Origin of the sequence: Pseudomonas sp. NPDC087817 (assembly GCF_044742875.1) — a bacterium.
Taxonomy (GTDB): domain Bacteria; phylum Pseudomonadota; class Gammaproteobacteria; order Pseudomonadales; family Pseudomonadaceae; genus Aquipseudomonas.
Genome location: NZ_JBIUVJ010000012.1, coordinates 50,118 through 74,081, shown reverse-complemented (window position 1 = coordinate 74,081; position 23,964 = coordinate 50,118). Strand labels below are relative to the sequence as shown.

Annotated in this window: 26 protein-coding genes; 11 read left to right on the top strand and 15 right to left on the bottom strand. The window is 59.3% G+C overall.

Annotated elements, in window-relative coordinates:
• The first annotated feature begins 11 nt into the window (after positions 1-11).
• From ACIONG_RS12150 to ACIONG_RS12140, 3 genes are all read left to right on the top strand, one after another.
• Entirely contained in the window at positions 12-248 is a 237-nt protein-coding gene (locus tag ACIONG_RS12150; protein WP_213026192.1) for a glutaredoxin family protein, read from the top strand.
• A 111-nt stretch (positions 249-359) separates the two neighbouring features.
• Complete coding sequence (locus ACIONG_RS12145) at positions 360-677, top strand: transcriptional regulator (protein WP_095189592.1); 318 nt, start codon at positions 360-362, stop codon at positions 675-677.
• A gap of 64 nt (positions 678-741) precedes the next feature.
• The gene (locus ACIONG_RS12140; RefSeq protein ID WP_213026191.1) at positions 742-1,632 is read left to right on the top strand and encodes a pseudouridine synthase; all 891 of its coding nucleotides are present in this window, start codon (positions 742-744) and stop codon (positions 1,630-1,632) included.
• 77 nt (positions 1,633-1,709) lie between these two features.
• Here the strand turns inward: ACIONG_RS12140 and ACIONG_RS12135 are convergent, their stop codons facing one another.
• Together ACIONG_RS12135 and mobA are read right to left on the bottom strand one after the other, a co-directional pair.
• Positions 1,710-1,931, bottom strand: coding sequence for a YgdI/YgdR family lipoprotein (locus tag ACIONG_RS12135; RefSeq protein ID WP_007908660.1), 222 nt, complete (start codon positions 1,929-1,931; stop codon positions 1,710-1,712).
• 78 nt (positions 1,932-2,009) lie between these two features.
• Positions 2,010-2,612: a molybdenum cofactor guanylyltransferase MobA gene (gene mobA, locus ACIONG_RS12130; RefSeq protein WP_401299594.1), complete on the bottom strand. Its 603-nt coding sequence runs from the start codon at positions 2,610-2,612 to the stop codon at positions 2,010-2,012.
• Positions 2,613-2,692: 80 nt separating this feature from the next.
• On the opposite strand from mobA, the gene moaB reads away from it, so the two are divergent.
• Together moaB and glp are read left to right on the top strand one after the other, a co-directional pair.
• A complete protein-coding gene (gene moaB / locus ACIONG_RS12125) occupies positions 2,693-3,232 on the top strand; it encodes a molybdenum cofactor biosynthesis protein B (RefSeq protein ID WP_213026189.1) in 540 nt (179 codons plus the stop codon).
• Positions 3,216-4,442 carry a gephyrin-like molybdotransferase Glp gene (gene glp / locus ACIONG_RS12120; protein WP_401299590.1) on the top strand — a complete coding sequence of 409 codons (1,227 nt, stop codon included), beginning with the start codon at positions 3,216-3,218 and terminating at the stop codon, positions 4,440-4,442. Before moaB ends, glp begins: the two co-directional genes overlap by 17 nt.
• 61 nt (positions 4,443-4,503) lie before the next feature.
• Here the strand turns inward: glp and ACIONG_RS12115 are convergent, their stop codons facing one another.
• Positions 4,504-4,812, bottom strand: a complete 309-nt coding sequence (locus tag ACIONG_RS12115; protein ID WP_103304830.1) for a hypothetical protein — start codon at positions 4,810-4,812, stop codon at positions 4,504-4,506.
• A 315-nt stretch (positions 4,813-5,127) separates the two neighbouring features.
• Here ACIONG_RS12115 and yegS point away from each other — a divergent pair, with 315 nt between their 5' ends.
• Positions 5,128-6,045, top strand: coding sequence for a lipid kinase YegS (yegS, locus tag ACIONG_RS12110; protein ID WP_103304774.1), 918 nt, complete (start codon positions 5,128-5,130; stop codon positions 6,043-6,045).
• On the opposite strand, the gene ACIONG_RS12105 is transcribed toward yegS, so the two are convergent.
• The 3 genes from ACIONG_RS12105 to ACIONG_RS12095 all read right to left on the bottom strand — a co-directional run bounded on the left by ACIONG_RS12105 (position 6,029) and on the right by ACIONG_RS12095 (position 8,533).
• Complete coding sequence (locus ACIONG_RS12105) at positions 6,029-6,688, bottom strand: response regulator transcription factor (RefSeq protein WP_103304775.1); 660 nt, start codon at positions 6,686-6,688, stop codon at positions 6,029-6,031. The two genes, yegS and ACIONG_RS12105, sit on opposite strands and share 17 nt — an antisense overlap.
• Complete coding sequence (locus ACIONG_RS12100; protein ID WP_103304776.1) at positions 6,685-7,578, bottom strand: sensor histidine kinase; 894 nt, start codon at positions 7,576-7,578, stop codon at positions 6,685-6,687. The genes ACIONG_RS12105 and ACIONG_RS12100 overlap by 4 nt, the downstream gene beginning before the upstream one ends.
• 481 nt (positions 7,579-8,059) lie before the next feature.
• A complete protein-coding gene (locus tag ACIONG_RS12095; RefSeq protein ID WP_401299585.1) occupies positions 8,060-8,533 on the bottom strand; it encodes a hypothetical protein in 474 nt (157 codons plus the stop codon).
• 453 nt (positions 8,534-8,986) lie between these two features.
• On the opposite strand from ACIONG_RS12095, the gene ACIONG_RS12090 reads away from it, so the two are divergent.
• Entirely contained in the window at positions 8,987-9,922 is a 936-nt protein-coding gene (locus ACIONG_RS12090; RefSeq protein ID WP_003226705.1) for a chemotaxis protein CheV, read from the top strand.
• Positions 9,923-10,133: 211 nt separating this feature from the next.
• The gene (locus ACIONG_RS12085) at positions 10,134-10,940 is read left to right on the top strand and encodes an MOSC domain-containing protein (RefSeq protein WP_401299582.1); all 807 of its coding nucleotides are present in this window, start codon (positions 10,134-10,136) and stop codon (positions 10,938-10,940) included.
• A 73-nt stretch (positions 10,941-11,013) separates the two neighbouring features.
• Here the strand turns inward: ACIONG_RS12085 and ACIONG_RS12080 are convergent, their stop codons facing one another.
• From ACIONG_RS12080 to ACIONG_RS12045, 8 genes are all read right to left on the bottom strand, one after another.
• Entirely contained in the window at positions 11,014-11,298 is a 285-nt protein-coding gene (locus ACIONG_RS12080) for a pyrimidine/purine nucleoside phosphorylase (RefSeq protein ID WP_201237383.1), read from the bottom strand.
• A 71-nt stretch (positions 11,299-11,369) separates the two neighbouring features.
• Positions 11,370-11,912 carry an exonuclease domain-containing protein gene (locus ACIONG_RS12075; RefSeq protein ID WP_103304780.1) on the bottom strand — a complete coding sequence of 181 codons (543 nt, stop codon included), beginning with the start codon at positions 11,910-11,912 and terminating at the stop codon, positions 11,370-11,372.
• Positions 11,913-11,982: 70 nt separating this feature from the next.
• Complete coding sequence (locus ACIONG_RS12070; RefSeq protein WP_401299577.1) at positions 11,983-13,944, bottom strand: acetyl/propionyl/methylcrotonyl-CoA carboxylase subunit alpha; 1,962 nt, start codon at positions 13,942-13,944, stop codon at positions 11,983-11,985.
• Positions 13,945-14,012: 68 nt separating this feature from the next.
• On the bottom strand, positions 14,013-14,810 hold the full coding sequence (locus ACIONG_RS12065; protein ID WP_401299574.1) for an enoyl-CoA hydratase/isomerase family protein: 798 nt from the start codon (positions 14,808-14,810) through the stop codon (positions 14,013-14,015).
• Positions 14,807-15,964, bottom strand: a complete 1,158-nt coding sequence (atuD, locus tag ACIONG_RS12060; RefSeq protein ID WP_401299571.1) for a citronellyl-CoA dehydrogenase — start codon at positions 15,962-15,964, stop codon at positions 14,807-14,809. The genes ACIONG_RS12065 and atuD overlap by 4 nt, the downstream gene beginning before the upstream one ends.
• A gap of 30 nt (positions 15,965-15,994) precedes the next feature.
• Entirely contained in the window at positions 15,995-17,611 is a 1,617-nt protein-coding gene (gene atuC, locus ACIONG_RS12055) for a geranyl-CoA carboxylase subunit beta (RefSeq protein ID WP_401299568.1), read from the bottom strand.
• 3 nt (positions 17,612-17,614) lie between these two features.
• On the bottom strand, positions 17,615-18,484 hold the full coding sequence (locus tag ACIONG_RS12050; protein ID WP_401299565.1) for an SDR family oxidoreductase: 870 nt from the start codon (positions 18,482-18,484) through the stop codon (positions 17,615-17,617).
• Positions 18,485-18,496: 12 nt separating this feature from the next.
• The gene (locus ACIONG_RS12045; protein WP_401299562.1) at positions 18,497-20,281 is read right to left on the bottom strand and encodes an acyclic terpene utilization AtuA family protein; all 1,785 of its coding nucleotides are present in this window, start codon (positions 20,279-20,281) and stop codon (positions 18,497-18,499) included.
• 183 nt (positions 20,282-20,464) lie between these two features.
• Here ACIONG_RS12045 and ACIONG_RS12040 point away from each other — a divergent pair, with 183 nt between their 5' ends.
• The 3 genes from ACIONG_RS12040 (at position 20,465) to ACIONG_RS12030 (ending at position 23,078) form a co-directional block, all read left to right on the top strand.
• A complete protein-coding gene (locus ACIONG_RS12040) occupies positions 20,465-21,088 on the top strand; it encodes a TetR/AcrR family transcriptional regulator (protein ID WP_213026179.1) in 624 nt (207 codons plus the stop codon).
• A 92-nt stretch (positions 21,089-21,180) separates the two neighbouring features.
• Positions 21,181-21,978 (top strand): ABC transporter substrate-binding protein, encoded by a 798-nt coding sequence (locus tag ACIONG_RS12035; RefSeq protein ID WP_103304788.1) that lies wholly within the window; start codon positions 21,181-21,183, stop codon positions 21,976-21,978.
• An 86-nt stretch (positions 21,979-22,064) separates the two neighbouring features.
• Positions 22,065-23,078 (top strand): GNAT family N-acetyltransferase, encoded by a 1,014-nt coding sequence (locus ACIONG_RS12030; protein ID WP_401299557.1) that lies wholly within the window; start codon positions 22,065-22,067, stop codon positions 23,076-23,078.
• 144 nt (positions 23,079-23,222) lie between these two features.
• Here the strand turns inward: ACIONG_RS12030 and ACIONG_RS12025 are convergent, their stop codons facing one another.
• Positions 23,223-23,777 carry an RNA polymerase factor sigma-70 gene (locus tag ACIONG_RS12025; RefSeq protein WP_064120208.1) on the bottom strand — a complete coding sequence of 185 codons (555 nt, stop codon included), beginning with the start codon at positions 23,775-23,777 and terminating at the stop codon, positions 23,223-23,225.
• Positions 23,778-23,964: the final 187 nt, after the last annotated feature.

Sequence of the window (23,964 nt, the reverse complement as noted above, 5' to 3'; positions counted from 1 at the left end):
GTCGAGCAATCATGCTGCCTGAATGTCAGTTGTTCGGTACTTTGGGGTGTCATCTGTGTGAAGTCGCGGAAGCCATGCTGATGGAGTTCGTCGAGCGCGGCTTGCTCGTCGAACTGGTGGATATCGCAGATGACGAGTCCTGGTACGAGGCTTACAGCCTGCGGATTCCAGTCCTGCGCCGAGTCGATACCGGGGCGGAACTGGGTTGGCCGTTCAGTGCCGATCAGGTTGTGGCATTTCTTGGTTGATGCGATTTCTGCCTCATTCCGCTGGTCGCCACTGCCAATCCATCCCTTGGCACTTTGCGGCTTATTCAGTTACTGTATGTTCATACAGTAATTGGGTCAGAGGGATGAACCGTGGTCAATGTCGAACAGTTGAAGAACAGCGTGAACCGGATGTCGGTTGACGTGGTGCGCGAGGCCGTTCTCGAACTGCGCCTGGACGGGCTGGTCACGGAAGGCAAGACGCCATTCAACAAACTGCATTTCAACACCTGCTTTGCCGAGATCGAAGCCTTGTTTCAGCGCGCCGGCTATCACCGGCAACTGGATGTGGTCGGTTATCAGGGGCTGCTTTACGCCTTGTATGACCCGGGCCGCTGGGAGGCTGTCGACGTCTTGCGCTGGCTCAAGGAATTCACTGAAGCGGCGGCGCTTAAATCGATTCCTGCCTGAAGACTAGGTTCGTTCTCGGCAGTGTTGGATAATGCCGGCCTGCCTTGAGGGTTCGAATTTCCGTATGTCCATATCAACATTTTCTGCTGCACAGAGTCAGGCCAGTACGCTTTATCTGCCGCCGGGGCCTTGGCTGACCGTACTCGACTGCCTGTGCGAGCATTTCAGTGCCATTGGCCGCGAACAATGGCTGGACCGAATCGCTCGGGGCCGGGTGCTGGATGGTCAGGGGCAGCCGATTGCGCTGGACCTGGCCTACAAGGAAGGCCTGCGGATTCACTATTTTCGTGAAGTGCCGGATGAAAAACCGATTCCGGTGGTCGAGTCGATCCTCTATGCCGATGAGCATCTGGTGGTGGCGGACAAACCGCATTTCCTGCCGGTGACGCCGGCCGGCGAATATGTCGAGCAGACCTTGCTGCGCAGACTCATCCGTCGCCTCGACAATCCCCATCTGGTGCCCCTGCACCGAATTGACCGGCATACGGCGGGGCTGGTGATTTTCTCGGCCAATCCGCAAACCCGTTCCGCCTATCAGTCGCTGTTTCCGACGCGGCAGATCGACAAGCGCTATGAAGCGATTGCCCCGGCATTGCCTGGGCTGGAATTCCCCCTGGTGCACAAAAGTCGTCTGGTCGATGGCGAGCCGTTTTTCCGCATGCAGGAAGGCCCGGGTGTCAGCAACACAGAAACGGCCGTGGAAGTTCGAGAGAAGAACGGCGATCTCTGGCGCTATGGCCTCTATCCGGTGACCGGCAAGAAGCATCAACTGCGTGTCCATATGACTGCGTTGGGGGCGAGTATCTGCAACGATCCGTTTTATCCGGATGCGCTGAAAGACGTCGAGGATGATTACGCCAATCCGCTGAAACTGCTCGCACAGGGACTGCGTTTTATCGACCCGGTCACCGGCGAGGCGCGCGAATTCGAAAGCCGCATCACCCTGCAGTGGTGATTTCGCAGCTTTTTCGAGCGCCCATGAAAAAGCCCGCATGAATGCGGGCTTTTTTGTATCCGGTGTCGACCCAGAGCTTACAGCTCTTTAACGGTACGAACCTGATCCTTGTTGATGCGAGTTTCTTTGCCGTCCAGCTGTTTGAACTCGTAGAAGCCCGAATCGTCATCGTATTTCGGGGTGTCGACGGCCTGGATTTCGCGACCATCATTCAAGGTGATCACTGTTGGCGAGGAGCAACCAGCGAGGGTAGCCAGGCCCAGTGCGAGCATGAAAGTGGCGAGGGTCCGTTGAGTCATGAGTGTGTCTCCGAATGGGAATTCTTTTGGTTACTGAGCTTGAGACGTATACAAGGCGTGAGAGTTCCTTGAATGGTGTCAGTCTGACACAGTGTTATGCGAATTTAACAGTTCGGGGGTGTTGAGGTTGGCCAGTCGCGGGTCATTGTCGGGACATTGCAGTGCCGTGGTGCCGAGATTGCGCATGATCCGTCCGGGGCTGCGCTCACCGGCGTTCCAGGCGTCTTCGAATGCCGCAAGCAGGGCGACCGGAATCACGCACAACAGAGGTTCCCAATGCCCGTCATGACGCAACATTAAAGGTTTTTCAGGATTCTGTCGGGCGGCTTCACGCATGTCCTGCAGCAGGGCGCCGTCGATTCGCGGGACGTCGCAGGGCAATACCAGCAGATGCCCATGGCGAGCGGCTTTCAGGCCTGCACGAATGCCGGCCAACGGCCCTGGAAAATCGTCCTGGTCATCCACTACCAACTGATCGGCGTACGGCGCGTAACGCTCTCGATTGCGATTGCACGAGATGATCAAGTCATCGGTCAGAGGGCGCGCCTTGCGCTGTAAATGTGCAATCAGCGGTTCGCCCTGCCATTCCACCAGACCTTTGTCCTGACCGCCCATGCGTTGGCCGCGTCCGCCTGCCAAAAGCAGAATGGAGCAGGGCGGCAATTGCGTATTCAAGGTCATGGCACTCTCCAGAGGGGCGGCGAAAAAATGGGGCGCTGTGATATAACACCGGGCTGTTTCTCCTACAACTGGACGAGCCTATGAAAGCCAAGGCTGATGTACCTTTCGTGCCGCTGAATATTGCGGTGCTGACTGTCAGTGATACCCGAACCCTGGAAACCGATACCTCAGGCCAGGTCTTCGTCGACCGTTTGGCGGCTGCCGGCCACCATCTGGCGGCGCGGGTACTGCTCAAAGATGATCTCTACAAAATTCGTGCGCAAGTCGCCAACTGGATCGCCGACGATGTCGTGCAGGTTGTGCTGATCACCGGTGGCACCGGGTTCACCGGTCGCGACAGCACGCCGGAAGCGGTGGCCTGTCTGCTCGACAAGCAAGTGGATGGGTTTGGCGAGTTGTTCCGGCAGATTTCGGTGGCCGATATCGGTACTTCGACTGTGCAATCCCGTGCGCTGGCCGGTTTGGCCAATGGCACGCTGGTTTGCTGTTTACCGGGCTCGACCAACGCCGTGCGCACCGGTTGGGATGGCATTCTTGGAGAGCAACTGGACGCACGCCACCGCCCGTGCAATTTCGTGCCGCATTTGAAACAGGCGACGCCTTGTGAATCACGTGGGTAAGCCGGGCAAGACCGGCTCGCTGATGCCGGTAGAAGTTGCGCTCGCGCGTCTGCTGGAAATGGCCGAAGCCACGCCCATTGTCGAGCGCGAGTATTTGCCGCTGGCTCAAGTCGAGGGCCGAGTGCTGGCAGAAGATCTGATTTCGACTCTGGATCTGCCGCCATGGCCCAATAGCGCCATGGATGGATATGCCCTGAACTTGTCTGACTGGAAGGGCGAACCGCTGCCAGTCAGTCAAAAGGTGTTCGCCGGGCAATCGCCCGAGCCCTTGCAACCGGGTACCTGTGCGCGGATTTTCACGGGAGCGCCGGTGCCAGCGGGCGCCGATTGCGTGGAAATGCAGGAAAACGCCGATGTTCAGGCCGATGGGCGTGTGCGCTTCATCGAACCGATGAAGATCGGTCAGAACATTCGCCCGCAAGGCCAGGAAACAAAGGTCGGCGAGCTGATTCTGCCGGCCGGCACCCGACTTGGTCCGATTGAGCAAGGCTTGTCCGCATCGCTGGGCTGCGCCGGGCTGAATGTTGTTCGCAGGGTACGAGTGGCAGTGATTTCCACCGGCGACGAATTGGTCGAGCCAGGTCAGGCTCTGGGCCCGGGGCAGATTTACAACAGCAATCGGGTGGTGTTGTGCAGTTGGTTGCAGCGTCTGGGCTGTGAAGTGATCGATGCCGGTATTCTTCCGGACGACCTGGCCACCACTCGCGCCCGTTTGGGTGACTTGCAGGATGTTGACCTGATTCTTTCGACCGGTGGCGTATCGGTGGGTGAAGCGGATTTCCTCGGTATCGCTCTGCGCGAAGAGGGCGAACTGGCGCTGTGGAAACTGGCTATCAAACCCGGAAAGCCGCTGACATTCGGCCATTTTCGCAATGTACCGGTCATTGGCTTGCCAGGTAATCCGGCTTCAACATTGGTGACCTTTGCCTTGCTGACCCGGCCTTACCTGTTGCGCCGTCAGGGCGTAAAGGACGTCGAACCTCTGAGGTTCAGGGTGCCGGCAGGATTCACCTGGCCTGTTGCCGGAAATCGGCGTGAATACCTGCGCGGACGTCTTGAGCAAGGGCGGGCGACGATCTACCGCAACCAGAGCTCGGGTGTGCTGCGCAGTGCTGCGTGGGCTGACGGTCTGGTGGAAGTGCTGGAGGGCAGGACGCTGCTTGAAGGTGAGGAGGTGGTTTTCATTCCTCTGAGTGATCTTCTGGGCTGAGTCCTGTCTTGCAAACGCAGGCGTCGGCTGATCCGGTCGATGCCTGCGCGGTTTCATTCGATCAGTTGCTGATCAGCGCTACCAACTGGTCGAATCGGCTGTTGGCTACCCAACCCAGCAGAACCAGCACTACCGCTGTTGCACCCGCCGAATAGGCGAGGCGGTGTTTGATCGTCTTGACGTCACTTCGGACTTCATCCATGTCTCTTCGAATGTATTTGAGGTGAGCCTCCAATTCGATAACACGAGGTTCCATATCAACTTCTCCAGTGGTCTTGGCGCTGTTCCTGAATTCGGACTTGTGATTCGCACGATTCTCGGCGAGAGGGGCAACCGGACTCACTGGCATTCTGGCTTCATGGCTTTGCATGGAAGTACCCACCGGTATTTTCCAAAGTACGTTGGTGACCTGTTGCATCTTTTGGGCTTTTAAAAGCCTTGGGGGTGTATCCACTCATTACATGCACGTCCTTGTGGTGTTGGATTGATGATTGATACCGCCAGCGCACGGTGACCCAATGATCGTGCAGGGTCAATTAAGCCGATTCCGCATGTTTTGTAAGAAAAAATACCGGTGTGTAGGACGCGTCGATCAGACGCTTGAATTAATTGTCATTTTTTGCGGCTTTTTTGCGTGCCGCAGTGGTCAAGATGAATCAACCGATTCAATTCAGGGAGTGACGCTATGAGTGAGCGCCGAGCGCTGTTGATTCTGCATGGCAAGCAAGCCGCGAACGAGGAGGTTCGCACTGCGGTCGAGGACAAACGCAAGCAAGGCTGGGAGCTGGCGGTGCGCCTGACCTGGGAGGCGGGAGATGCTCAGCGTTGGGTGGAGCAAGCGTTGGCGGATGGCTATACGAAGATTATTGCCGGCGGCGGCGACGGTACTTTGCGCGATATCGCCGAAGCTCTCGCGGCACATCCGAGGAAAGCCAGTCTGATCCTTTTGCCATTGGGAACCGCTAACGATTTTTCCCGCGCGGCGGGAGTGCCGCTGGAACCGGCAGCAGCGCTGGAGCTGCTGGACGTACCTGCGTGTGACATTGATTTGGGTGAGGTAGGCGGGCAGATTTTCCTCAACATGGCCACCGGCGGCTTCGGCAGTCAGGTCACGGCCAATACGTCGGAGGATCTGAAAAAGGTTTTGGGCGGTGCGGCCTATCTGTTCACTGGCCTGTCCCGATTCAGCGAACTGCATGCCGCTTATGGCGAGTTGCAAGGGCCGGATTTCCACTGGCGCGGCGAGCTGCTGGCATTGGGCATTGGCAATGGCCGTCAGGCTGGCGGCGGGCATGTTTTGTGTCCGCAGGCACTGGCTGACGACGGCTTGCTGGATATCAGTATCCTGCCGGCACCCCAGGAGCTGGTCGGCACCTTGAAGAGTCTGCTGAGCGATGGTTTTGGCATCGACAACATGTTTGTCCGGACCCGTTTGCCTTGGGTCGAAATCAAAGTCGCCGAGGGGCTTTATATCAATCTTGATGGTGAACCGCTGGAAGGCGACAGCATGCGGTTTGAGGCGAGGCCGGCGGCGCTGCAGATCCATCTGCCGAAAGACTCGCCACTGTTGAGCGTTAAATCGGCTGTCAATCGTCCAGACTGATGATCTGTTCGCGCACGGCGAACAGCACCAGGCCCGCCACATCGTAGATCTGTAGACGTTTCATGATCTGCGAGCGGTGGGTCTCGACGGTCTTGATGCTCAAGCCCAGGCCATTGGCGATTTCCCGGGTGGATTTCCCGCGCACGATCAAGCGCAGGATTTCCAGCTGGCGTGCGGTCAGGTTGTGCGAGTCGGCGATTTCCGGCTGCTGCTTCTGGTTACGCGTCAGTGCCTGGTTGATCACTGTGTGGGCGATGGCCGGACTCAAGTAGCGCTCGTTGTTGCGCAGGGCTTCGAGTGCGTGTTCGAGTTCGGTGGCTGTGGTGTCCTTGAGCAGATAACCGTGCGCGCCGGACTCCAGCGCTTGCATGATCAGCGCCGGGTCGGTGTGCATCGACAGGATCAGTACTTTGCTCTGCGGACGTACGCGCTTGAGACGTTGCAGGGCTTCGAGGCCGCCGGTTTCTTTCATGGAAATATCCAGCAGCACGATGTCGGGGTTCAGTTGCTCGACCATTTCGAGCAGCTGCGAGCCGTCATTGGCCTCGCCAATCACCGCGTAACCGGGAATATCCAGTACCAGAGCGCGCACGCCGGCCCTGATCAGCGAGTGGTCATCCACCAGGAGTAAGTTACAAGTCAACGCATAACCTTATTCGTACTGGCCCGCTCGAGTGCACGGGGCGCCCAGGGGAAAAGTGCTTCGATTTGTGTGCCTTTGCCCGGCTCGCTGATAACGCTCAGGGTGCCGCCCAATTGTTCGATTCGTTCAGCCATCCCGGCCATGCCCCGTTGTCCTTCGCGACCCGGATTGGCCGCCGGGGCAAATCCCTGCCCGTCGTCGCTGATGAGCAATGTCAGGCCCTTTGGCAGGCGTTGCACGCGTATCAGCAGATTCTTCGCCTGCGCGTGACGCAGGATATTGGTAACGGCCTCCTGAGTAATACGAAAGGCGGCGACCGCCATTTCTTCCGGGAGGCCGTTGAGGCGCTGCTGGCAATCGAGGCTCCAGTGCACGCTGGTGTTGGTCAATGTCTTGAGCAGATGCGCACGCAGGCTGGCTTCAAGACCCAGGCTGGTCAACTGGCGTGGATTGAGGATGGCTGAAACGTCGCGCACCTTGTTCAGCGTTTCTTCAAGTGTTTCGCACAGCGCCGTGCAGTGTTCCTGCAGATCTTCCGGCATGCGTCGCTTGAGCCAGTCGCTCTGCAGCTTGGCCGCCGTCAGCAATTGGCCGATATCGTCGTGCAACTCGCGGCTGAGTCGATGGCGCTCGTTTTCCTGAACTTCCAGCAAACGGTCAGCGAGTTCCTGTGGCTGGAACTTGATCGATTTGCGCGACAACCGATATTGCACCCAGACGCAGGCAGTGGCGGCGATGTTCAACAGCAGCAACCCGAGGCAAAGCTGCGCGGAAAAACCATAGGTCAGCAAGCTGCCAAGCGTTGCCGCGACACACATTATGAGTGTGAACCGGCGTGCGTTTTCCCGGGAGGGTGGCCATGTAGTGATTGACTTGAGGCTGGCGTACATAACGGATGGAGCCAATGGATGTTCGCTGCGGGCAGACCGGCCGGTGGCAGGCGAGTCTCTGTCTGAAAATGCTGTCAATTATGTTATTGGTTTCAACGTGGTTCAGTGAATGTATTCCACCGCCAACTTCAACCGATGCCTATGTCTGAAATCACTGTGCCATTAATATGAGAGCAATTAGTGGGCGGCATAATACCACTTAAGATACCGTTGGTCGCGTTTGCTATATATGTCCAGTGGGTCAGGAATCAAGCCATATTGGACGTGAGTTCCATAATGGAAAAAAGTCGATTTATTGTGTTCGACAGATATCGACATTGCCTGAAGTTGTACTCTTTGGACACAGGCAAACCCTGAGCCCGGCTGGAAATATCCGTTGCTGTCAGGTGAGATTATTTAATTCGATTTGTCGCTGGCAGGTATGAACTATTCAAATACGACATGCAGTGGTGGTGTTTCGCGCCCCTCGATACGTGCCGATTCAGGCCTGTCGTTCCGAAGGGTAGGACAGCATTGGCAAACGTTTTATTGTGAGGGCAGGCTGAAACTGAGGCTGGCCAACCTGAAAGGCGAAGGCTTCGATCAGCGAGGTCTGTTCACTGTCATCCAGGCTTAATTGTCCGGTGCTCTGATCCACCAGCTCAAGTTGCCAGGCCATCAGGGTGAAGCAGTCCTTCAAGGCAGTCAGGGCCTGTTCATGCAGGTCGACGTGATCCTGTGCCAGATTGAGCAAGCCGTAAATGTGCAGGGAGAACTCGGAAATCGCCTCCAACGCCAGGGCTTCAGCCCGGCTTGCAAGCTTGAGGAGGGTGCTGAGCATGCAGTCGATGGCGTCCTTGTCGTTGCTGATCAACTGCAGATGGCTGAGGCATTCTTCGGACTTCGCCAGGAGCGTTTCAGCCTCGACAAGAAATTCGGGGAAGCGTTGCGCCCACTCTTTACGGTCGATTGGCATGCTTATCTCCACACCGTCATGTCTGATGAGGGAATGCCGTGTGTGGCGACGATCATGGATCGACGGGAGATCGCGCCCAGGCGTGCAGGTGCACAGGCTGAGGGGTTGCAGAGGGTTTGGTTCCGCTGAACTGCGATCGCACACAATAGCCTGACTCCGTTCATGCAATGAGAATGGCGTCACATTAATGGCTATTGGATATTGCGAATATCAGGTTGGGCCTGATTGTTACTAGGGGAATCCCTTAGACGCGGGAACCTACCGTGCAAACCGAGGTCGCGCCGCAAAGACTGTAGCAGATGAAAATCACGGGGCCAGTAAAGCATGATGTTAATGTGACATCAATGCCCGCATATGGCATTTTGATCGCGAACTTTGCGGGGATCAAGATTCGCTACGCGCAGCCGATAACCCTTTCTAGTGAATTCATCAGAACAAGCCCAGGAGTCATTGATGGCCGGCATTCTCGACACGGTAGACCAACGCACGCAACTGGTGGGTGAGAATCGCCTGGAAATTCTCATGTTCCGACTGGCCGGGCGCCAATTGTTCGCGATCAACGTGTTCAAGGTTCAGGAAGTGCTGCAACTGCCGAAGTTGACCCTGATGCCTCAGCGTCACCCGTTTGTCTGCGGTGTGGTCAATTTGCGCGGGCAGACCTTGCCGGTGATCGATCTGTCCCAGGCAATCGGCATGCGTCCGCTGGTGCCGGGCCCGAACAGCACCATCATCGTTACTGAATACAACCGTTCGGTGCAGGCATTCCTCGTCGGCGGCGTAGACCGCATCGTCAACATGAACTGGGAAGCCATTCTGCCGCCGCCGACCAGCGCTGGCCGCCAGCACTACCTGACGGCCATCAGCAAAGTCGACGATCAATTGGTGGAAATCATCGACGTCGAGAAAGTCCTCGCCGAAATCGTCCCGTACAACGCCAAGGTCTCGCGCGACAAGCTGGATGATCCGGTGCTGGAGCGCGCCCGTGGCCGCGAGGTGTTGCTGGTGGATGACTCCAATGTGGCGCTGTCGCAATTGCGTGACACCCTCGGCCAGCTCGGCGTGAAAATGCACATTGCCAGCGATGGTCTGAAGGCGCTGAACATGCTCAAGGCCTGGGCCGACACCGGCGTGAACATGACCGACAAACTGCTGATGGTGTTCACCGACGCGGAAATGCCGGAAATGGATGGCTACCGCCTGACCACCGAAATCCGTAATGACCCGCGCCTGCGTGGCCTGTACGTGGTATTGCACACGTCGTTGTCCGGCAGCTTCAACGACTCGATGGTGAAGAAGGTCGGTTGCGACAATTTCCTCTCCAAATTCCAGCCGGACAAACTGGTCGACGTGGTGCGTCAGCGTCTGATGCTCGACGAAGTGCCGGCCTGATACCTGCTGCGATTACTTTGTGGTGAGGGAATTTATTCCCGATGCGCTACGGAGTGGTCCCTTTCTTGAAATCGAAAGAGGGGCTGCTCCGCAACCCATCGGGGATAAATCCCCTCGCCACGGGTGTTCATCTTCTAGTGGATTCACTCAGCCTTTGATTCGCCGATAAAGCTCGTATAGGGTGGCGTTTTTGTCCGTCAGGGAGCTGGCCATGCTGCGTCTGAGCGCGCTTTATCGTTACCCGTTGAAATCCGGCAAAGGCGAGGTTCTGCAAGGCATCGGCCTGGACAAGCTGGGGCTTGAGGGCGATCGACGCTGGATGCTGGTGGATGAAGCCAGTGGCCGTTTTCTGACCCAACGCGCCGAAGCGAAAATGAGCCGGTTATCGGCGCTGTGGAATGCTCAGGGCGGTTTGACTCTGAGCGCGCCGGAACAGGCTTCAATCGAAATCGCCTTGCCCGGCGACGATGCCGAACTGCGTGGCGTGACCATTTGGCGTGACACCTTGCGTGTCCCTGACGCTGGCGATGAAGCGGCCCGTTGGGTCAGCGACTTCATCGGTAAACCGACCCGCCTGGTGCAAGTGCCTCTGGATCGTGCGCGTATGACTCAAGCGGGTTACGGAAACGATGACGATCAGGTCGCGTTCGCCGATGGTTTCCCATTGCTGTTGATTGGTGAGGCGTCGCTGCAGCACCTGTCGCAAGCGGTCGGACGTCCTTTGGAAATGCTGCGTTTCCGGCCGAATCTGGTCATCGAGGGCAGCGAGGCTTACGCCGAGGATGGCTGGAAGCGTATTCGCATTGGCGATGTCGAGTTCCGCGTGGTCAAGTCGTGCTCACGGTGCATTCTCACCACCATCGACCCGCAAACCGGTGAGCGCAGTGCGGATCGTGAACCGCTGGCGACGTTGCAGAAGACGCGCGCCCAAGCGGACGGGGCGATGTTCGGGCAGAACCTGGTGAACGACCGCAACGGTCGTCTTGAGGTCGGGATGCCGGTGGAAATTCTCGAGTAAGCCGTCTCTTAAACAAAAAATGCCCGTGTCGTTGGACACGGGCATTTTTTTTGGTGCGATGAAAGCCGTGGGTTTAGCCGCGGTACTCGCACAGGTAAGCGGTGTCGACGGCGACTTTCAGCTGAAACTTGCTGTTGGCCGGTACGTTGAACTGGCTGCCAGCGGCGAAGGTTTCCCAGTCGCTGCTGTCCGGCAGTTTGACGGTCAGGGCGCCGGACACCACATGCATGATTTCACGCTGGCTGGTGCCGAATTCGTATTCGCCCGGGGCCATGACGCCGATGGTCGCCGGACCTTCAGGCGTGCCAAAGGCGATCGACTTGACGGTGCCGTCGAAGTACTCGTTGACTTTAAACATGGGCGATTCCTCGAAAAGGGCTAAAAAGTGGGGCGGCCAGTATGCACAAGGCTTTTGGCGCCGTCACGCCCCTATAGCGGCAGAACCAGCGGCAGCAACCGCGCGGTATTGCGGGCATCCTCCAGCGCTCGATGTTGCTGACCGCTGAACTGCATCCCCGCCAGTTGCAGTGCGCCGTTGAGCCCCAGCGGCCGCTCCAGGCGCCGGGCCTTGGCGAAACGTTGCTTGAGGTTCATGTGGGGCACTCGACTCAGTGCGCTGTCGAGTTGCAGCCGCTGCCATTCCTGAAGTAACTGCCTGCGGTCGTAATCGCCCCAACTGGCCCAGCCCTCAAGGCGCGTCTGATGTTGAGCGAGCCAGCGCTCGAATGCCGGCCAGACTTCGCTCAAGGGCTGCGCCGTATCGATATTGGCCTGGGTAATGTGCGTCAGCTCGCGACAGAAGGGCGTCAGCAATGGCCGTCGTGTCGGTTTGACGAAACGTTGAAAGTGGTCCTGCTCGCGCCCGGCGCGATCGACCAGCGTGGCACCGATCTCGATAATTTCCATTTCCGTGACCGGCCAGCCACCCTCGTCGGTGGTGGCTTCCAGATCAATGACGAGCCAGTGGGGCATCGCAGGGTTCCTGATTTCCGCGTTCTGATTATTCAGAGCGTAGTCAAACCCTGCGTTTGCGCCTGGATGACTACTCGACCTGCAACAGAACCTGACGATTTTTTACCTGATCGCCGACCTTGACCTGCACCCGTTTGAGTACGCCGTCGATGCCGGCCTTGAGCGGGTGCTCCATTTTCATTGCCTCCAGCACCACCAGCAACTGACCTTTGCTGACCGGACTGCCTTCGCTGACCAGTACGTCGACGATGGCACCGTCCATCGGCGCCTTCAAGGTGCCTGAGCTGACGCTGGTCTGACTGCCGATCACGGCATGAGTTCGATCCTCCAGGCGCAGGCTGCCCGGATGGGTAAACAGCCACAGGTGCCCGCCATCGTGGCGATAGGCATGACGTTGGCGCAGGCTGTCTATTTCCAGCGTTACCGAGGTGGCGCTGTGATCGATGAGCTTCAATTCGAAGCGGCGGTCAGCGATTTGCACCTGAATCAGATCGCCCGGGCACTTGAGCAGTTGCACACTCCAGTTTTGTTCATCAACACCAAGCCGATAGTGCAGCGGCACACTGGCGTTGTTGCGCCAGTGGCTCAACGGTGCGCGATGCTGTTGCGCTGATGCGAGATAAAACAGCGCTGCGGCGATGGCCAGCTCTTCGGCGCTCGGCGTGTAGGTGTGCAGGCACGGGTGAGCGCTGAAATGCTGCGCGATGAACCCGGTGCTGAACTCGCCGCTGATGAATTGCGGATGTTGCAGCAGGCTTTCGAGTAGTCGCTGATTGCTTTGCACACCAAGCAACACGGTGTCTTGCACCGCGCGCAGCAGTTTGCGCCGCGCCTCTTCACGGGTGGCACCGTGGGCGATCAGTTTGCCGAGCATCGGGTCGTAAAACGGGCTGACCGATTGACCTTCGCACAGGCCATGATCGATACGCGCACCGTGCGCGAACGCCGGTTCCCAGGCCTCGATGCGGCCCGTCTGCGGCAGAAAATCCTGCGCCGGATCTTCGGCATACAGCCGCACCTCCATGGCATGACCGGTGAGCTGGACTTGCTCCTGGGTCAGCGGCAGAGGCAAGCCCTCGGCAACCGATATTTGCCACGCGACCAGATCGAGCCCGGTAATCAGCTCGGTCACCGGATGCTCCACTTGCAGGCGGGTATTCATCTCCAGAAAGTAGAACTGGCCACGCGCATCGAGCAGAAACTCCACGGTGCCGGCGCCGACGTAATTCACCGCGCGCCCGGCCTTGAGCGCGGCTTCACCCATGGCCTGGCGCAACTCGGCCGTCATCACCGGGCAGGGCGCCTCTTCGATAACTTTCTGATGGCGGCGCTGGATCGAGCAGTCGCGTTCGCCGAGGTAGATCAGGTGGCCGTGGTGGTCGCCGAACAACTGCACTTCGACATGGCGCGGCTCGACCAGTGCCTGTTCGAGGATCAATTCGTCACTGCCAAAGCCGTTCAGTGCTTCAGAACGTGCGGTGCGCAACTGCGCTGGCAATTCAGCCGCGTTGTGCACCAGACGCATGCCGCGACCGCCGCCCCCGGCGCTAGCCTTGATCATCAACGGATAACCGATGCGTTCGGCCTCGCGCAGCAATGTCGCGTCGTCCTGCGCTGCACCCTGATAGCCGGCGATGCAGGGCACGCCGGCGTCGAGCATGGCGATTTTCGACAGGCGTTTGCTGCCCATCAGTTCGATCGCGTCGGGGCTCGGGCCAATGAAGGTCAGGCCGGCCTGTTCGCAGGCGCGGGCAAACTCGGCGTTTTCCGAAAGAAAGCCGTAGCCGGGATGGATTGCATCGGCGCCGCTGCGGCGGGCGGCGTCGAGGATATTCGGGATACTCAGGTAGGACTGCTGCACCGGCGCGGCGCCGATGTGCACGGCTTGATCGGCCATTTGTACGTGCAGCGCATCGGCATCGGCGTCGCTGAAGACCGCGACGGTGCGGTAGCCCAAAGCCTGGGCGGTGCGCTGGATGCGGCAGGCGATTTCACCGCGGTTGGCGATCAGGATTTTGTGGATGGCGGGCATGGTGATCTTCCTGAAGTTTTAACGGTGAATGTGCTGGCCTCATCGCGGGCAAGCCCGCTCCCACAGGGTCAGGTGGCCCACCCGGGTTTGCGTTTTTGCATGAATGCCAGGGTCCCCTCGATGCCCTCGGCACCGGTCACCGCTTCGCTGAACCATTGCGCCGCCTCATCGAGCAACTCACTCGACGGCTGCCCGGCACTGGCCAGCAGCAACTGCTTGGTCAGCGCATTCGCCTGTGGCGCGCAACACAGGACATGTTGCAGCACTTCATCCAGCCGCTCGGCCAGCGCCTGCGCGTCCTGCTCGACAAAATGCACCAGGCCCAGACGCCGCGCCTGATGGCCGTCGAAACGTGCGGCGGTCAGGGCCAGTCGGCGGGTTTCGGTGAGGCCGATACGCTGCACGACAAATGGCGCGATCTGCGCCGGCAACAGGCCGAGACTGGTTTCCGGCAGGCCGAATTGCGCCTGGTGATCAGCAATCGCAATATCGCTGACGCAGGCCAAACCAAACCCGCCGCCCATCACCGCACCTTGCAACAGGCAAATCAGCACTTGCGGCGCGTGCTGGGCTTCTTGCAGAAGCGCGCCGAACGTCCGGTTCAAATCACGGTAAGCCTCGGCCCCTTGGGCGCGGGCGTTGGCCATGTCCTTGATGTCGCCACCGGCGCAGAAATGGCCGCCACTGCCGCTGAGCACCAAGGCCCGCACGGCGCGGTCATCGCGAACTGCGGCGAGCACGGCGCGCAATTCTGCGACCATCTGCAGACTCATCGCATTACGGCTTTGCGGGCGATTGAGGGTGATGTGCAGCACGCCGCCATGCAGTTCCAGCAACAGCGTCTGGCAATCGGGCAGGCTGCTCATTTCCGTTTCCCCGGCAGGATGCCCATCAGTTTGCAGATGATCCCCAGCATGATTTCGTCGGCGCCGCCGCCAATCGACACCAGCCGCACATCGCGATAGGCGCGGGCCACCGGGTTGTCCCACATGAAGCCCATACCGCCCCAATATTGCAGACAACTGTCGCTGACCTCACGGCCAAGGCGCCCGGCCTTGAGCTTGGCCATCGACGCCAGGCGGGTGACGTCCTGACCTTTCACGTACTGCTCGGTGGCCTGATAGACCAGCGCCCGCAGGCATTCGATTTCGGTCTGTAATTCGGCGAGGCGGAAGTGGATCACCTGATTGTCGATCAGCGCATTGCCGAAGGTCTTGCGCTCCTTGCAGTACTCGATGGTGCTGTCGACGCAGTATTCCAGTCCCTTGATCATATTCGCCGCGCCGAACAGGCGTTCCTCCTGAAACTGCAGCATCTGCATCATGAAACCCGCGCCTTCGTGGCCGATGCGATTGCGTTGTGGCACGCGCACGGTGTCGAAAAACACCTGGGCGGTTTCCGAACTGCGCATGCCGAGCTTGTCCAGATTCGAGCTGAGGCTGATGCCGGGTGTGTTCATCGGCACCATGATCAGCGACTTGTTGATGTGTGGCTTGTCGTCGGAGGTGTTGGCCAGCAGGCAAATGAAATCGGCGCTCGGCGAGTTGGTGATCCACATCTTGCTGCCGTTGATCACGTAGTCGTCGCCGTCCTTGCGTGCGGTGGTTTTCAGCCCGGCGACGTCCGAGCCTGCGCCGACTTCGGAGACGCCGATACAGCCGACCTGCTCGCCGGTAATCGCCGGGCGGAGGAATTCTTCGCGCAGCTCATCGGAGCCGAAACGGGCCAGCGCCGGAGTGCACATGTCGGTCTGCACGCCAATCGACATCGGAATCCCGCCGCAATGGATGGTGCCAAATTCTTCGGCGGCGACGATCGAGTAGCTGTAGTCGAGGCCCATGCCACCGAATTTTTCCGGTTTGGAAATTCCCAGCAGACCGAGGTCGCCGGCCTTGCGGAAAATCTCGTGGATCGGAAAGCGGCCGGCCTTTTCCCATGCCTCGACGTGCGGGTTGATCTCGTGTTCGACGAATTGGCGGACGGTGCGACGCAGTGCTTCGTGTTCCGGGGTGAAGATCATTTTTATTGTTCTCCTTTCAATCCGTGGCAGTCAGAACCGGCTGACGCCGAAGCTGTTGGGTTGCAATGCGCGAATGTCGGCTTCGTGGCAGATATCCAGCAGATAGCCGAGCAGGGTGCGGGTGTCACGCGGATCGATCAGCCCGTCGTCCCAAAGGCTGGCGCTGCCGTAGAGCGCGGTGGACTGGCTGTCAAGTTTCTGCGCGGTGACCTGTTCGAGCATGTCGAGCATTTTCGGGTCTGGTACGAGGCCGTCCTTGAGTTGCTTGGCTTCGGTAACGATGCGCAGCACTTTGCCGGCCTGCGCCCCGCCCATCACCGCGGTGCGACTGTTGGGCCAGGCGAAGATGAAGCGTGGGTCGAGACCGCGCCCGCACATGGCGTAGTTGCCGGCACCGTAGGAGCCGCCGACAACAATGGTCAGCTTGGGCACCCGCGCATTGGCCACCGCTTGAATCAGTTTCGAGCCGTGTTTGATCACCCCCTGCTGCTCCGATTCGGTGCCGACCATGAAGCCCGTGGTGTTGTGGAAGAACAGCAGCGGCGTCTGGCTCTGATCACACAGTTGAATGAACTGCGCAGCCTTGCTCGCACCGTTGGGCGTGATCGGGCCGTTGTTGCCGATGAAGCCGCAGGCGCGGCCCTGGATCTTCATTTGGCCACAAATGGTCTGCTGATCGAACTCGCCCTTGAATTCGAGAAACTCCGACTCATCGGCAATCCGCGCAATGATTTCGCGCACGTCGTAGGGCTTTTTCGGATCGTCCGGGATCAGCCCCAGCAGTTCGTCGATGGGGTAGAGCGGCTCTTTGTATTGCGGTTCCGGCAGCCACGGCAGTTGTTCGTTCCACGGCAACATGCGCAGGATCTCGCGCACCGTGCGCACGCCGTCGGCATCATTCTCGGCGAGGTATTCGGCGGTCCCGGCAACCTGTGCGTGCATCTCGGCGCCACCCAGTTCTTCATCGGTGGCCACTTCGCCCGTCGCGGCTTTGAGCAGCGGCGGACCGGCGAGAAACAGCTTGGCCTTGCCGCGCACCACCACCACGTAATCGGAAAGTCCCGGTTGATAGGCGCCGCCCGCGGTGGCCGAGCCATGCACCACGGTGATCTGCGGTAAGCCCATCGCCGACATCCGCGCCTGATTGGCAAAGCTGCGCGCTCCTTCGACGAAAATCTCTGCGGCATAGTTGAGGTTGGCGCCGCCGCTTTCGGCGAGGGTGATCACCGGCAATTTGTTCTCTTGGGCGATCTGTTGCAGGCGCAGGGATTTTTTCAGACCGCTGGGCGAAATCGTGCCGCCCTTGATCGCACTGTTGTTCGCCACCACCATCGCGCGAATGCCCGAGACGTAGCCAATACCCGCGATCAGCCCGCCACCGGCCGCGCTGCCGTCCTTGTCGTCATGCAACTTGTAGCCAGCGAGGCTGGCCAGTTCGAGAAAGGGCGCGCCCGGATCAAGCAACAGATTCAGACGTTCGCGGGGCAGCAACTGCCCGCGCTGGTCGAATTTCGCCTTGGCCTCGGCAGCCTTGTTCAGCAGGTTTTGTTCCAGTTGCTGCACATGCTCGATGGCTGCGAGCATCGCCGCACGATTTCGGGCGAAGGCTTCGCTGTGCGGATCGAGTTGGGACTGGATCTGCGCCATGACTTACTCCTTGTCCTTGAGGACATCTGGCAAGTAGGCCCGATGAAAACCATTGAACGACTCGCTGTGCGTCGCCTTGTGCAACGGCCACGCACGACTGCCGAGGCTGGCCGCGCCATCGATTTTCAGCGTGCTGCCGCTGATAAATGCCGCCGCCGGACTGAGCAGAAACACGATCGCGGCACTGACTTCCGATTCGGTGCCAATGCGCTTTAGCGGCACGTGTTCACGCAGGGTCGGGATCACCGCTTTGAACGCGCCTTCGTAGGTGTCCATGCCGCTGGAAGCGATCCAGCCAGGCGCCACGGCGTTGACCCGCACTCCGGCATAACCCCACTCGAACGCCGCCGTTTTAGTGAAGTTGTCCATGCCCGAGCGTGCCGCGCCGGAGTGGCCCATGCCGGGCATGCCGCCCCACATGTCGGCGAGCATGTTGACGATATTGCCGCCGTGCTTGCTCATCGACTGGTTGAACACTTCCCGGGCCATCAGGAAACCGCCGACCAGATTGGTGCGCAGCACGGTTTCGAAACCTTTCTGATTGATCGAGGCCAGTGGCGACGGGTACTGACCGCCAGCATTGTTGACCAGCCCGCGAATCGGCCCCTGTTCGTCGATCAATTCGCTGACCAGTTGTTTCACCGCGTCTTCATCGCGGATATCGCACGCCTTCCAGTGCGCACGACCACCGTCTTCGGCAATTTCTGCCGCGACCTTTTGCAGCTTTTCCGGCTTGCGCCCGACCAGCAGCACATTGGCGCCGAGCGCGGCGAGTTCATGCGCGGTGCAGCGGCCGATGCCGCTGCCGCCCCCGGTGACAATGATGGTCTGGCCGCTGAACAGATCGGCTTTGAATATCGACGCGTAAGCCATGCACACCATCCTCTAATCGAGCTGCTCGGCGATGCTCTGCGGCACCGGGATCTGGATTTCCAACAGTTGCTGGGCGAAGGCCTTGCCTTGCGGGTCGATGCGCAGACTGGCCACGCCACCGCCGCCGAGGGCGTTTTCCAAAAGGAAATTCAAGCTGTGGGTGCCGGGCAGATACCAGCGTTCGACCCGGCCGTGAATCGGGTCGAGGACGTGGCTCATCCAGTCGACGATCACCGCCGGGGTCAGCGCTTCGGCGATCCACGGCAGGTATTCGGGCTTGCGCGCCAGCACACCTATGTTGCTGTGATTGCCCTTGTCGCCGGAGCGCGCCACGGCCAGTTTTACCAACGCCACGCTGGCGTCGGCACGGCCCTGGGGTTTGGGTGGCTGATCGGCGATTGGCAGGTCGTGGCTGTCGAGTGCGGTCAGCGAGGGCAGGGTGCAGGGATGACGCTCACCGGCCAGATCGATGTGCAGCGTGCAGGCGCTTTTGTCGATGAGGAAGGAGAACAGCTGGATCACTGGGTAAACCGTCGGCCGCCCGCCGACGATCCCGGTCAATCCCGGCGCCATGCCGGTAGCGGCCTGGGCGATCTCCCGGGAGAACAGGACCAGCGCCTGTTTACTCTGATGGCGCACGGCGATTTTGATCACCACTTCGCGGCTGTCGCGACGCTGGCCGTGGGGGCCGTAAGTGGCTTCGCTGCCGAGCAGCTCGATGTCGGTTTCGCTGTAGGGCGCCCAGCCGCGCTGGCTGAACATCTCCGAGGTCTTGTCGAGGATCGCCTGGCTGACGCGCTGGGCCTTTTCTACTGCATCTATGCCGGCGATGAGGCAACTGGCGGTGCAGCGAAAGCCGTCCGGGCAGGTAGCGCTGACCTTGTATTTGTCGCTGGGCGGCAGGCCTTTGGCGCCGTGCACCTGCACAGCGTTCTTGCCTTGTTGGCGGAGTGTGACCTGGCTGAAATCGCAGATCACATCGGGCAGCAGATACGCCTGCGGATCGCCGATTTCATAGAGCAACTGTTCGCCGACGGTCAGCGGCGTGACCAGTCCGCCGGAGCCTTCGGGCTTGCTGACGATGAAGTGGCTGTCGGCGCTGACTTCAACGATCGGAAAGCCGATGTGCTCGTAATCCGGCACGTCGCGCCAGTCGGTGAAGTTACCGCCGGTGCATTGCGCGCCGCACTCGATGATGTGCCCGGCCAGCGCGGCCTGGGCGAGTTTGTCGTAGTCGTGCCACGACCAGCCGAATTCGTGCACCAGTGCCGCGCTGACCACCGCACTGTCGACCACGCGACCGGTGATAACGATATCGGCGCCCAGGCGCAGCGCTTCGACAATACCCGGCGCGCCGAGGTAGGCATTGGTCGAAACGCACACTGGTGGCAATGGGGCGCCGCTGAACATCTCGCGGATGCCGCTGAGTTGTTTGACTTGCGGTTGCAGATCATCACCCAGCAAGACGGCGATTTTCAGCGCGACGCCAGCCTTGTCGCACGCCGCTGCCAGCGCGGCGGCACAGGCCTGTGGATTGACCCCGCCGGCGTTGCTGATGACGCGGATATTCTGCTCGGCCAGTTGCGGCAGCAGCGGCGTGAGCACTTCGATGAAGTCACTGGCGAATCCGGCCTGCGGGTCCTTCATGCGTGCGCCGGCCATGATCGACATCGTGATCTCGGCGAGGTAATCGAAGACCAGATAATCCAGGCGTCCGCCGTGCACCAGTTGCGCGGCGGCGGTCGACGTGTCACCCCAGAAAGCACTGGCGCATCCGATGCGGACGGTGGTTGGCATTTTTATCTCCGACTCAGGAACCTGCGACAGAAGTGTCTGGAGGCTACCAAGCAAGCGCTTGGTTTGTAAACAGCTGAAATATCTTCTGCCCAAGCGCTTGCTTGGTCGCCATCGGCGGCTTAAATTGCGCGCAACCCTGCGGTTTCAGGGGGCAACAGACTGATCGACTGTAGGAGAGAACGGGTGGACGAGCAAAAAGCCCTGAGGGTCATGCGCGAATTGGTCGACGACGGCCAGTTGACCGACCCGGACAGCGCCCGCGGCAAACTGCTGCAAGTGGCGGCTCACCTGTTTCGCAACAAAGGCTATGAGCGCACCACGGTGCGTGATCTGGCCGGTGCGGTGGGCATTCAGTCGGGGAGCATTTTTCATCACTTCAAGAGCAAGGATGAAATACTCCGTGCCGTGATGGAAGAAACCATCCGTTACAACACCGCATTGATGCGCGCAGCGCTGGCCGATGCCGGCAATGTGCGTGAGCGGGTGCTGGCGCTGATTCGCTGCGAATTGCAGTCGATCATGGGCGGCAGCGGCGAGGCGATGGCGGTGCTGGTCTACGAATGGCGCTCGTTGTCCGAAGAGGGCCAGGCCAGGGTTCTCGCCCTGCGCGACGTTTATGAAGACATCTGGCTACAGGTGCTCGGTGAGGCCAAGGACGCCGGATTTATCCGCGGAGATGTATTTATTACCCGACGTTTCCTCACTGGCGCATTGTCCTGGACCACCACCTGGTTCCGTGCGGGCGGCAGTTTGAGCCTTGATCAGTTGGCTGACGAGGCGTTGATTCTGGTCCTGGAAGAGCGTTGAAGCGCTTTCTATCGAGTCGGGAAACTGGCTAACTGGGCGAAACCGCCTAGCTTGAATGCATTGATCGGTATTTTTTCGGGGAGTGGGGTGTTTTGAAGTCTTCGCCAATTCGGACGGCCGCGGGTTTATTGCTCGCAGCGCTGGCTGCAATATGGGTATTGCCCGCTCAGGCAGCGCAACTGGTTCGGGTCGGTGCGGCGCATTTTCCGCCTTACACCGTTCGCCCGGAAAACGGTGCCGACACGGGTCTGTTGCCGCAGTTGGTCGAGGCGTTGAACCGCCTGCAAAGCGACTATCAATTTGTCTTGGTTCCGACCTCGATTCCTCGCCGGTTCGGTGATTTCAAGCAGGGCCGGATCGACATGGCGATCTTCGAGAACCCTGAGTGGGGCTGGAAGGAAATTCCCCACAGCGATGTCGATATGGGTCTGGAGGACGCTGAAATATTCGTCGCGCAACGCGAGGACGGCCGCCAGCAGAGTTACTTTGCCGACCTCACCGGCAAGCGTCTGGCGCTGTTCAGCGGTTATCACTACGAATTCGCCAGCTTCAATGCCGATCCAAAATTTCTCGCGCAGAACTTCAATGCCACGCTGACCTATTCCCATGACAGCAACCTGTTGATGGTGCTGCGCGGGCGCGCGGACATTGCGCTGGTGACCCGTTCCTATCTGAGTGATTACCTGCTGCGAAACGAAAAAGTGCGCGATGAGTTGCTGGTATCGCAGCGCATTGATCAGATCTATCACCACTACGCTATCTTGCGTCCGACCGCGCCGATCAGCGGTGACGCATTCGGCAAATTGCTGCAAGGTCTGCGCGACAACGGCGAGATGCTGAAGATTTTCGAGCCGTACCGGATTGCCGTGGTGCCGGTGCCTCACCATTGAGGCACTGATTTGCCGCTGAGGCTAAATTTCCCCGCTCGGCTCACGTCCCATCGTTGAACTGTCGACGATTATCGTGAGCCCGACCCATGTCCAATCTGAATGACCTGACTGCCCTGGCCTTGCCTTCGGGCAGCCACTTGGTAGCCGATGCAACCGAAAGCCGTCTGAGCCTGAGCCTGGACGGGCAACCGCTGATTCGCCTGCGTCTTGATCGCGAGGCCCAAGGGCCGATCCAGATCGATGAGCGGTTTGCCCTGCCGCCTGTCCAGGCGCTGTGGGCGGCCTGTTATTGGCTGTTTGCGCGCGATCCCGAGTGCCGGCAATTGACCTGGCAACTCGACGAGCCGCCGAGCGAAGCCTTGCTCAGCGGTTTGTTGGTGAGCACTGAAGTGGCTGGTGAATACCGCTGTGAGCGCGGTTTGTTCTGGCAATTGCCACAACCGTGGCTCGGTACTTCGCTGACCGGCAGCTATCCGCAGCAAATGGTCATCAGCAGTGGCAAACGCCATCCGCTGCGCCCGGTCAAACCGCGCGGTGAAGTCTATCGGCGTTTTGATGCGCGGCTGGGGGCGTGGATTTCCCTGCGCACGGTCGAAATCGAAGCAGACCTGCCGCGTTTCAATCGCTGGCAGAACAGCCCGCGAGTGGCCAGTTTCTGGCAAGAAGAGGGCAGCCTCGAAAAGCATCGCGAATACCTGAGCAAACTCGACGCCGATCCGCACACGCTGACCTTGATCGGCTGTTTCGATGATCAGCCATTTGCCTATTTCGAAGCCTATTGGGCCAAGGAAGATCGCATCGCGCCGTTTTACGACGCGGACAATTACGACCGCGGCATTCACATGCTGGTGGGGGAAGAGGATCACCGCGGCCCACACAAAGTGGCGAGCTGGCTGTCGGCGCTGGTGCATTACCTGTTTCTGGATGATCCGCGTACTCAGCGGGTGGTCGCCGAACCGCGTGCCGACAACGCGAAGATGATCGGCCACATGCAAAATCAGTGCTTCCATTGCGAGAAAGAGTTCGATTTCCCGCACAAGCGTGCGGCGCTGATGATTCTGGGGCGCGAGCGGTTTTTTGATCGCTGCAAACTGGCTTGATGACCAGGCCTCAGGATCTCTGTGATCCTGAGGCCGCCTTCGCGAGCAGGCTCGCTCCCACATTTAACCGCGTTCTTTCAGGAGAAATGCAGTCGTATGTGGGAGCGAGCCTGCTCGCGAATGAGGGCGCCAAAACTTTTCTGATTAACGACGACCCACCGCCACTGCATCCCGACGACTGCCCGACACCTTGCGGCAGTGCACCAGTGCATCGCGAATCATGAAGTTGACCAGCGTCGGCGAAACCCCCAGTTCCTTGGCGATGTCCTTTTGCGGCACGCCATGCAGGCGGTACATCTCGAATGCATAGCGAGTGCGGCTGGGCAGCTCGGTCAGGGCGTCAGCGATGTTTTCGAGGGTCGAGAAGTTGATGTGCGAGGTTTCTGGTGACGCGCCTTGAATGACCACGTTCAGCCCTTCCTCTTCAGGGCCGGAATACTTCTGTTCCAGCGCCTGTTTGCGGTAGTGATCAATGGCGAGGTTGCGCACGATCTGGAACAGATAACTCAATTGAGCCTTGATCGACGACGTGATCGGTGGCGCCGATTGCAGTCGGAAAAACGCATCCTGCACCACATCTTCGGCGCGTGACCGGCAGCCGGTAATGCGGGCTGCAATCTTGACCAGAATCAGTCGATTGTCGACGAATGCCTGAAGTAGCGGTGAATCGCACCTGCTTGTGGATACTTGTTCCGTCATGGAAATCACCTTGCTGCCAATAGGTTAGTGGGACGCCTGGGGGACGGGGCCGTCCTACACATCGAGCGACAAATTATGTTGAATGATAATGATTGTCAATTGAGAAAGAGAACTAATGCGTCAAATCGGTGCGATGTGAGAACTGCGACACGCCGCCGCACCCCGGCCCCATTGGCGATCCAGCCTG

Excerpts from the sequence above, each read along its gene's own strand:
- ACIONG_RS12135 (WP_007908660.1), bottom strand. The coding sequence starts at position 1,931 with ATGACTCAACGGACCCTCGCCACTTTCATGCTCGCACTGGGCCTGGCT.
- yegS (WP_103304774.1), top strand. The coding sequence starts at position 5,128 with ATGAGTGAGCGCCGAGCGCTGTTGATTCTGCATGGCAAGCAAGCCGCG.
- moaB (WP_213026189.1), top strand. The coding sequence starts at position 2,693 with ATGAAAGCCAAGGCTGATGTACCTTTCGTGCCGCTGAATATTGCGGTG.
- ACIONG_RS12030 (WP_401299557.1), top strand. The coding sequence starts at position 22,065 with ATGTCCAATCTGAATGACCTGACTGCCCTGGCCTTGCCTTCGGGCAGC.
- ACIONG_RS12070 (WP_401299577.1), bottom strand. The coding sequence starts at position 13,944 with ATGCCCGCCATCCACAAAATCCTGATCGCCAACCGCGGTGAAATCGCC.
- atuD (WP_401299571.1), bottom strand. The coding sequence starts at position 15,964 with ATGATCTTCACCCCGGAACACGAAGCACTGCGTCGCACCGTCCGCCAA.
- ACIONG_RS12100 (WP_103304776.1), bottom strand. The coding sequence starts at position 7,578 with ATGTACGCCAGCCTCAAGTCAATCACTACATGGCCACCCTCCCGGGAA.
- ACIONG_RS12075 (WP_103304780.1), bottom strand. The coding sequence starts at position 11,912 with ATGCCCCACTGGCTCGTCATTGATCTGGAAGCCACCACCGACGAGGGT.
- ACIONG_RS12140 (WP_213026191.1), top strand. The coding sequence starts at position 742 with ATGTCCATATCAACATTTTCTGCTGCACAGAGTCAGGCCAGTACGCTT.
- ACIONG_RS12115 (WP_103304830.1), bottom strand. The coding sequence starts at position 4,812 with ATGCAAAGCCATGAAGCCAGAATGCCAGTGAGTCCGGTTGCCCCTCTC.
- ACIONG_RS12085 (WP_401299582.1), top strand. The coding sequence starts at position 10,134 with ATGCTGCGTCTGAGCGCGCTTTATCGTTACCCGTTGAAATCCGGCAAA.
- mobA (WP_401299594.1), bottom strand. The coding sequence starts at position 2,612 with ATGACCTTGAATACGCAATTGCCGCCCTGCTCCATTCTGCTTTTGGCA.
- ACIONG_RS12090 (WP_003226705.1), top strand. The coding sequence starts at position 8,987 with ATGGCCGGCATTCTCGACACGGTAGACCAACGCACGCAACTGGTGGGT.
- atuC (WP_401299568.1), bottom strand. The coding sequence starts at position 17,611 with ATGGCGCAGATCCAGTCCCAACTCGATCCGCACAGCGAAGCCTTCGCC.
- ACIONG_RS12045 (WP_401299562.1), bottom strand. The coding sequence starts at position 20,281 with ATGCCAACCACCGTCCGCATCGGATGCGCCAGTGCTTTCTGGGGTGAC.
- ACIONG_RS12065 (WP_401299574.1), bottom strand. The coding sequence starts at position 14,810 with ATGAGCAGCCTGCCCGATTGCCAGACGCTGTTGCTGGAACTGCATGGC.
- ACIONG_RS12150 (WP_213026192.1), top strand. The coding sequence starts at position 12 with ATGCTGCCTGAATGTCAGTTGTTCGGTACTTTGGGGTGTCATCTGTGT.
- ACIONG_RS12025 (WP_064120208.1), bottom strand. The coding sequence starts at position 23,777 with ATGACGGAACAAGTATCCACAAGCAGGTGCGATTCACCGCTACTTCAG.
- ACIONG_RS12095 (WP_401299585.1), bottom strand. The coding sequence starts at position 8,533 with ATGCCAATCGACCGTAAAGAGTGGGCGCAACGCTTCCCCGAATTTCTT.
- ACIONG_RS12080 (WP_201237383.1), bottom strand. The coding sequence starts at position 11,298 with ATGTTTAAAGTCAACGAGTACTTCGACGGCACCGTCAAGTCGATCGCC.
- ACIONG_RS12050 (WP_401299565.1), bottom strand. The coding sequence starts at position 18,484 with ATGGCTTACGCGTCGATATTCAAAGCCGATCTGTTCAGCGGCCAGACC.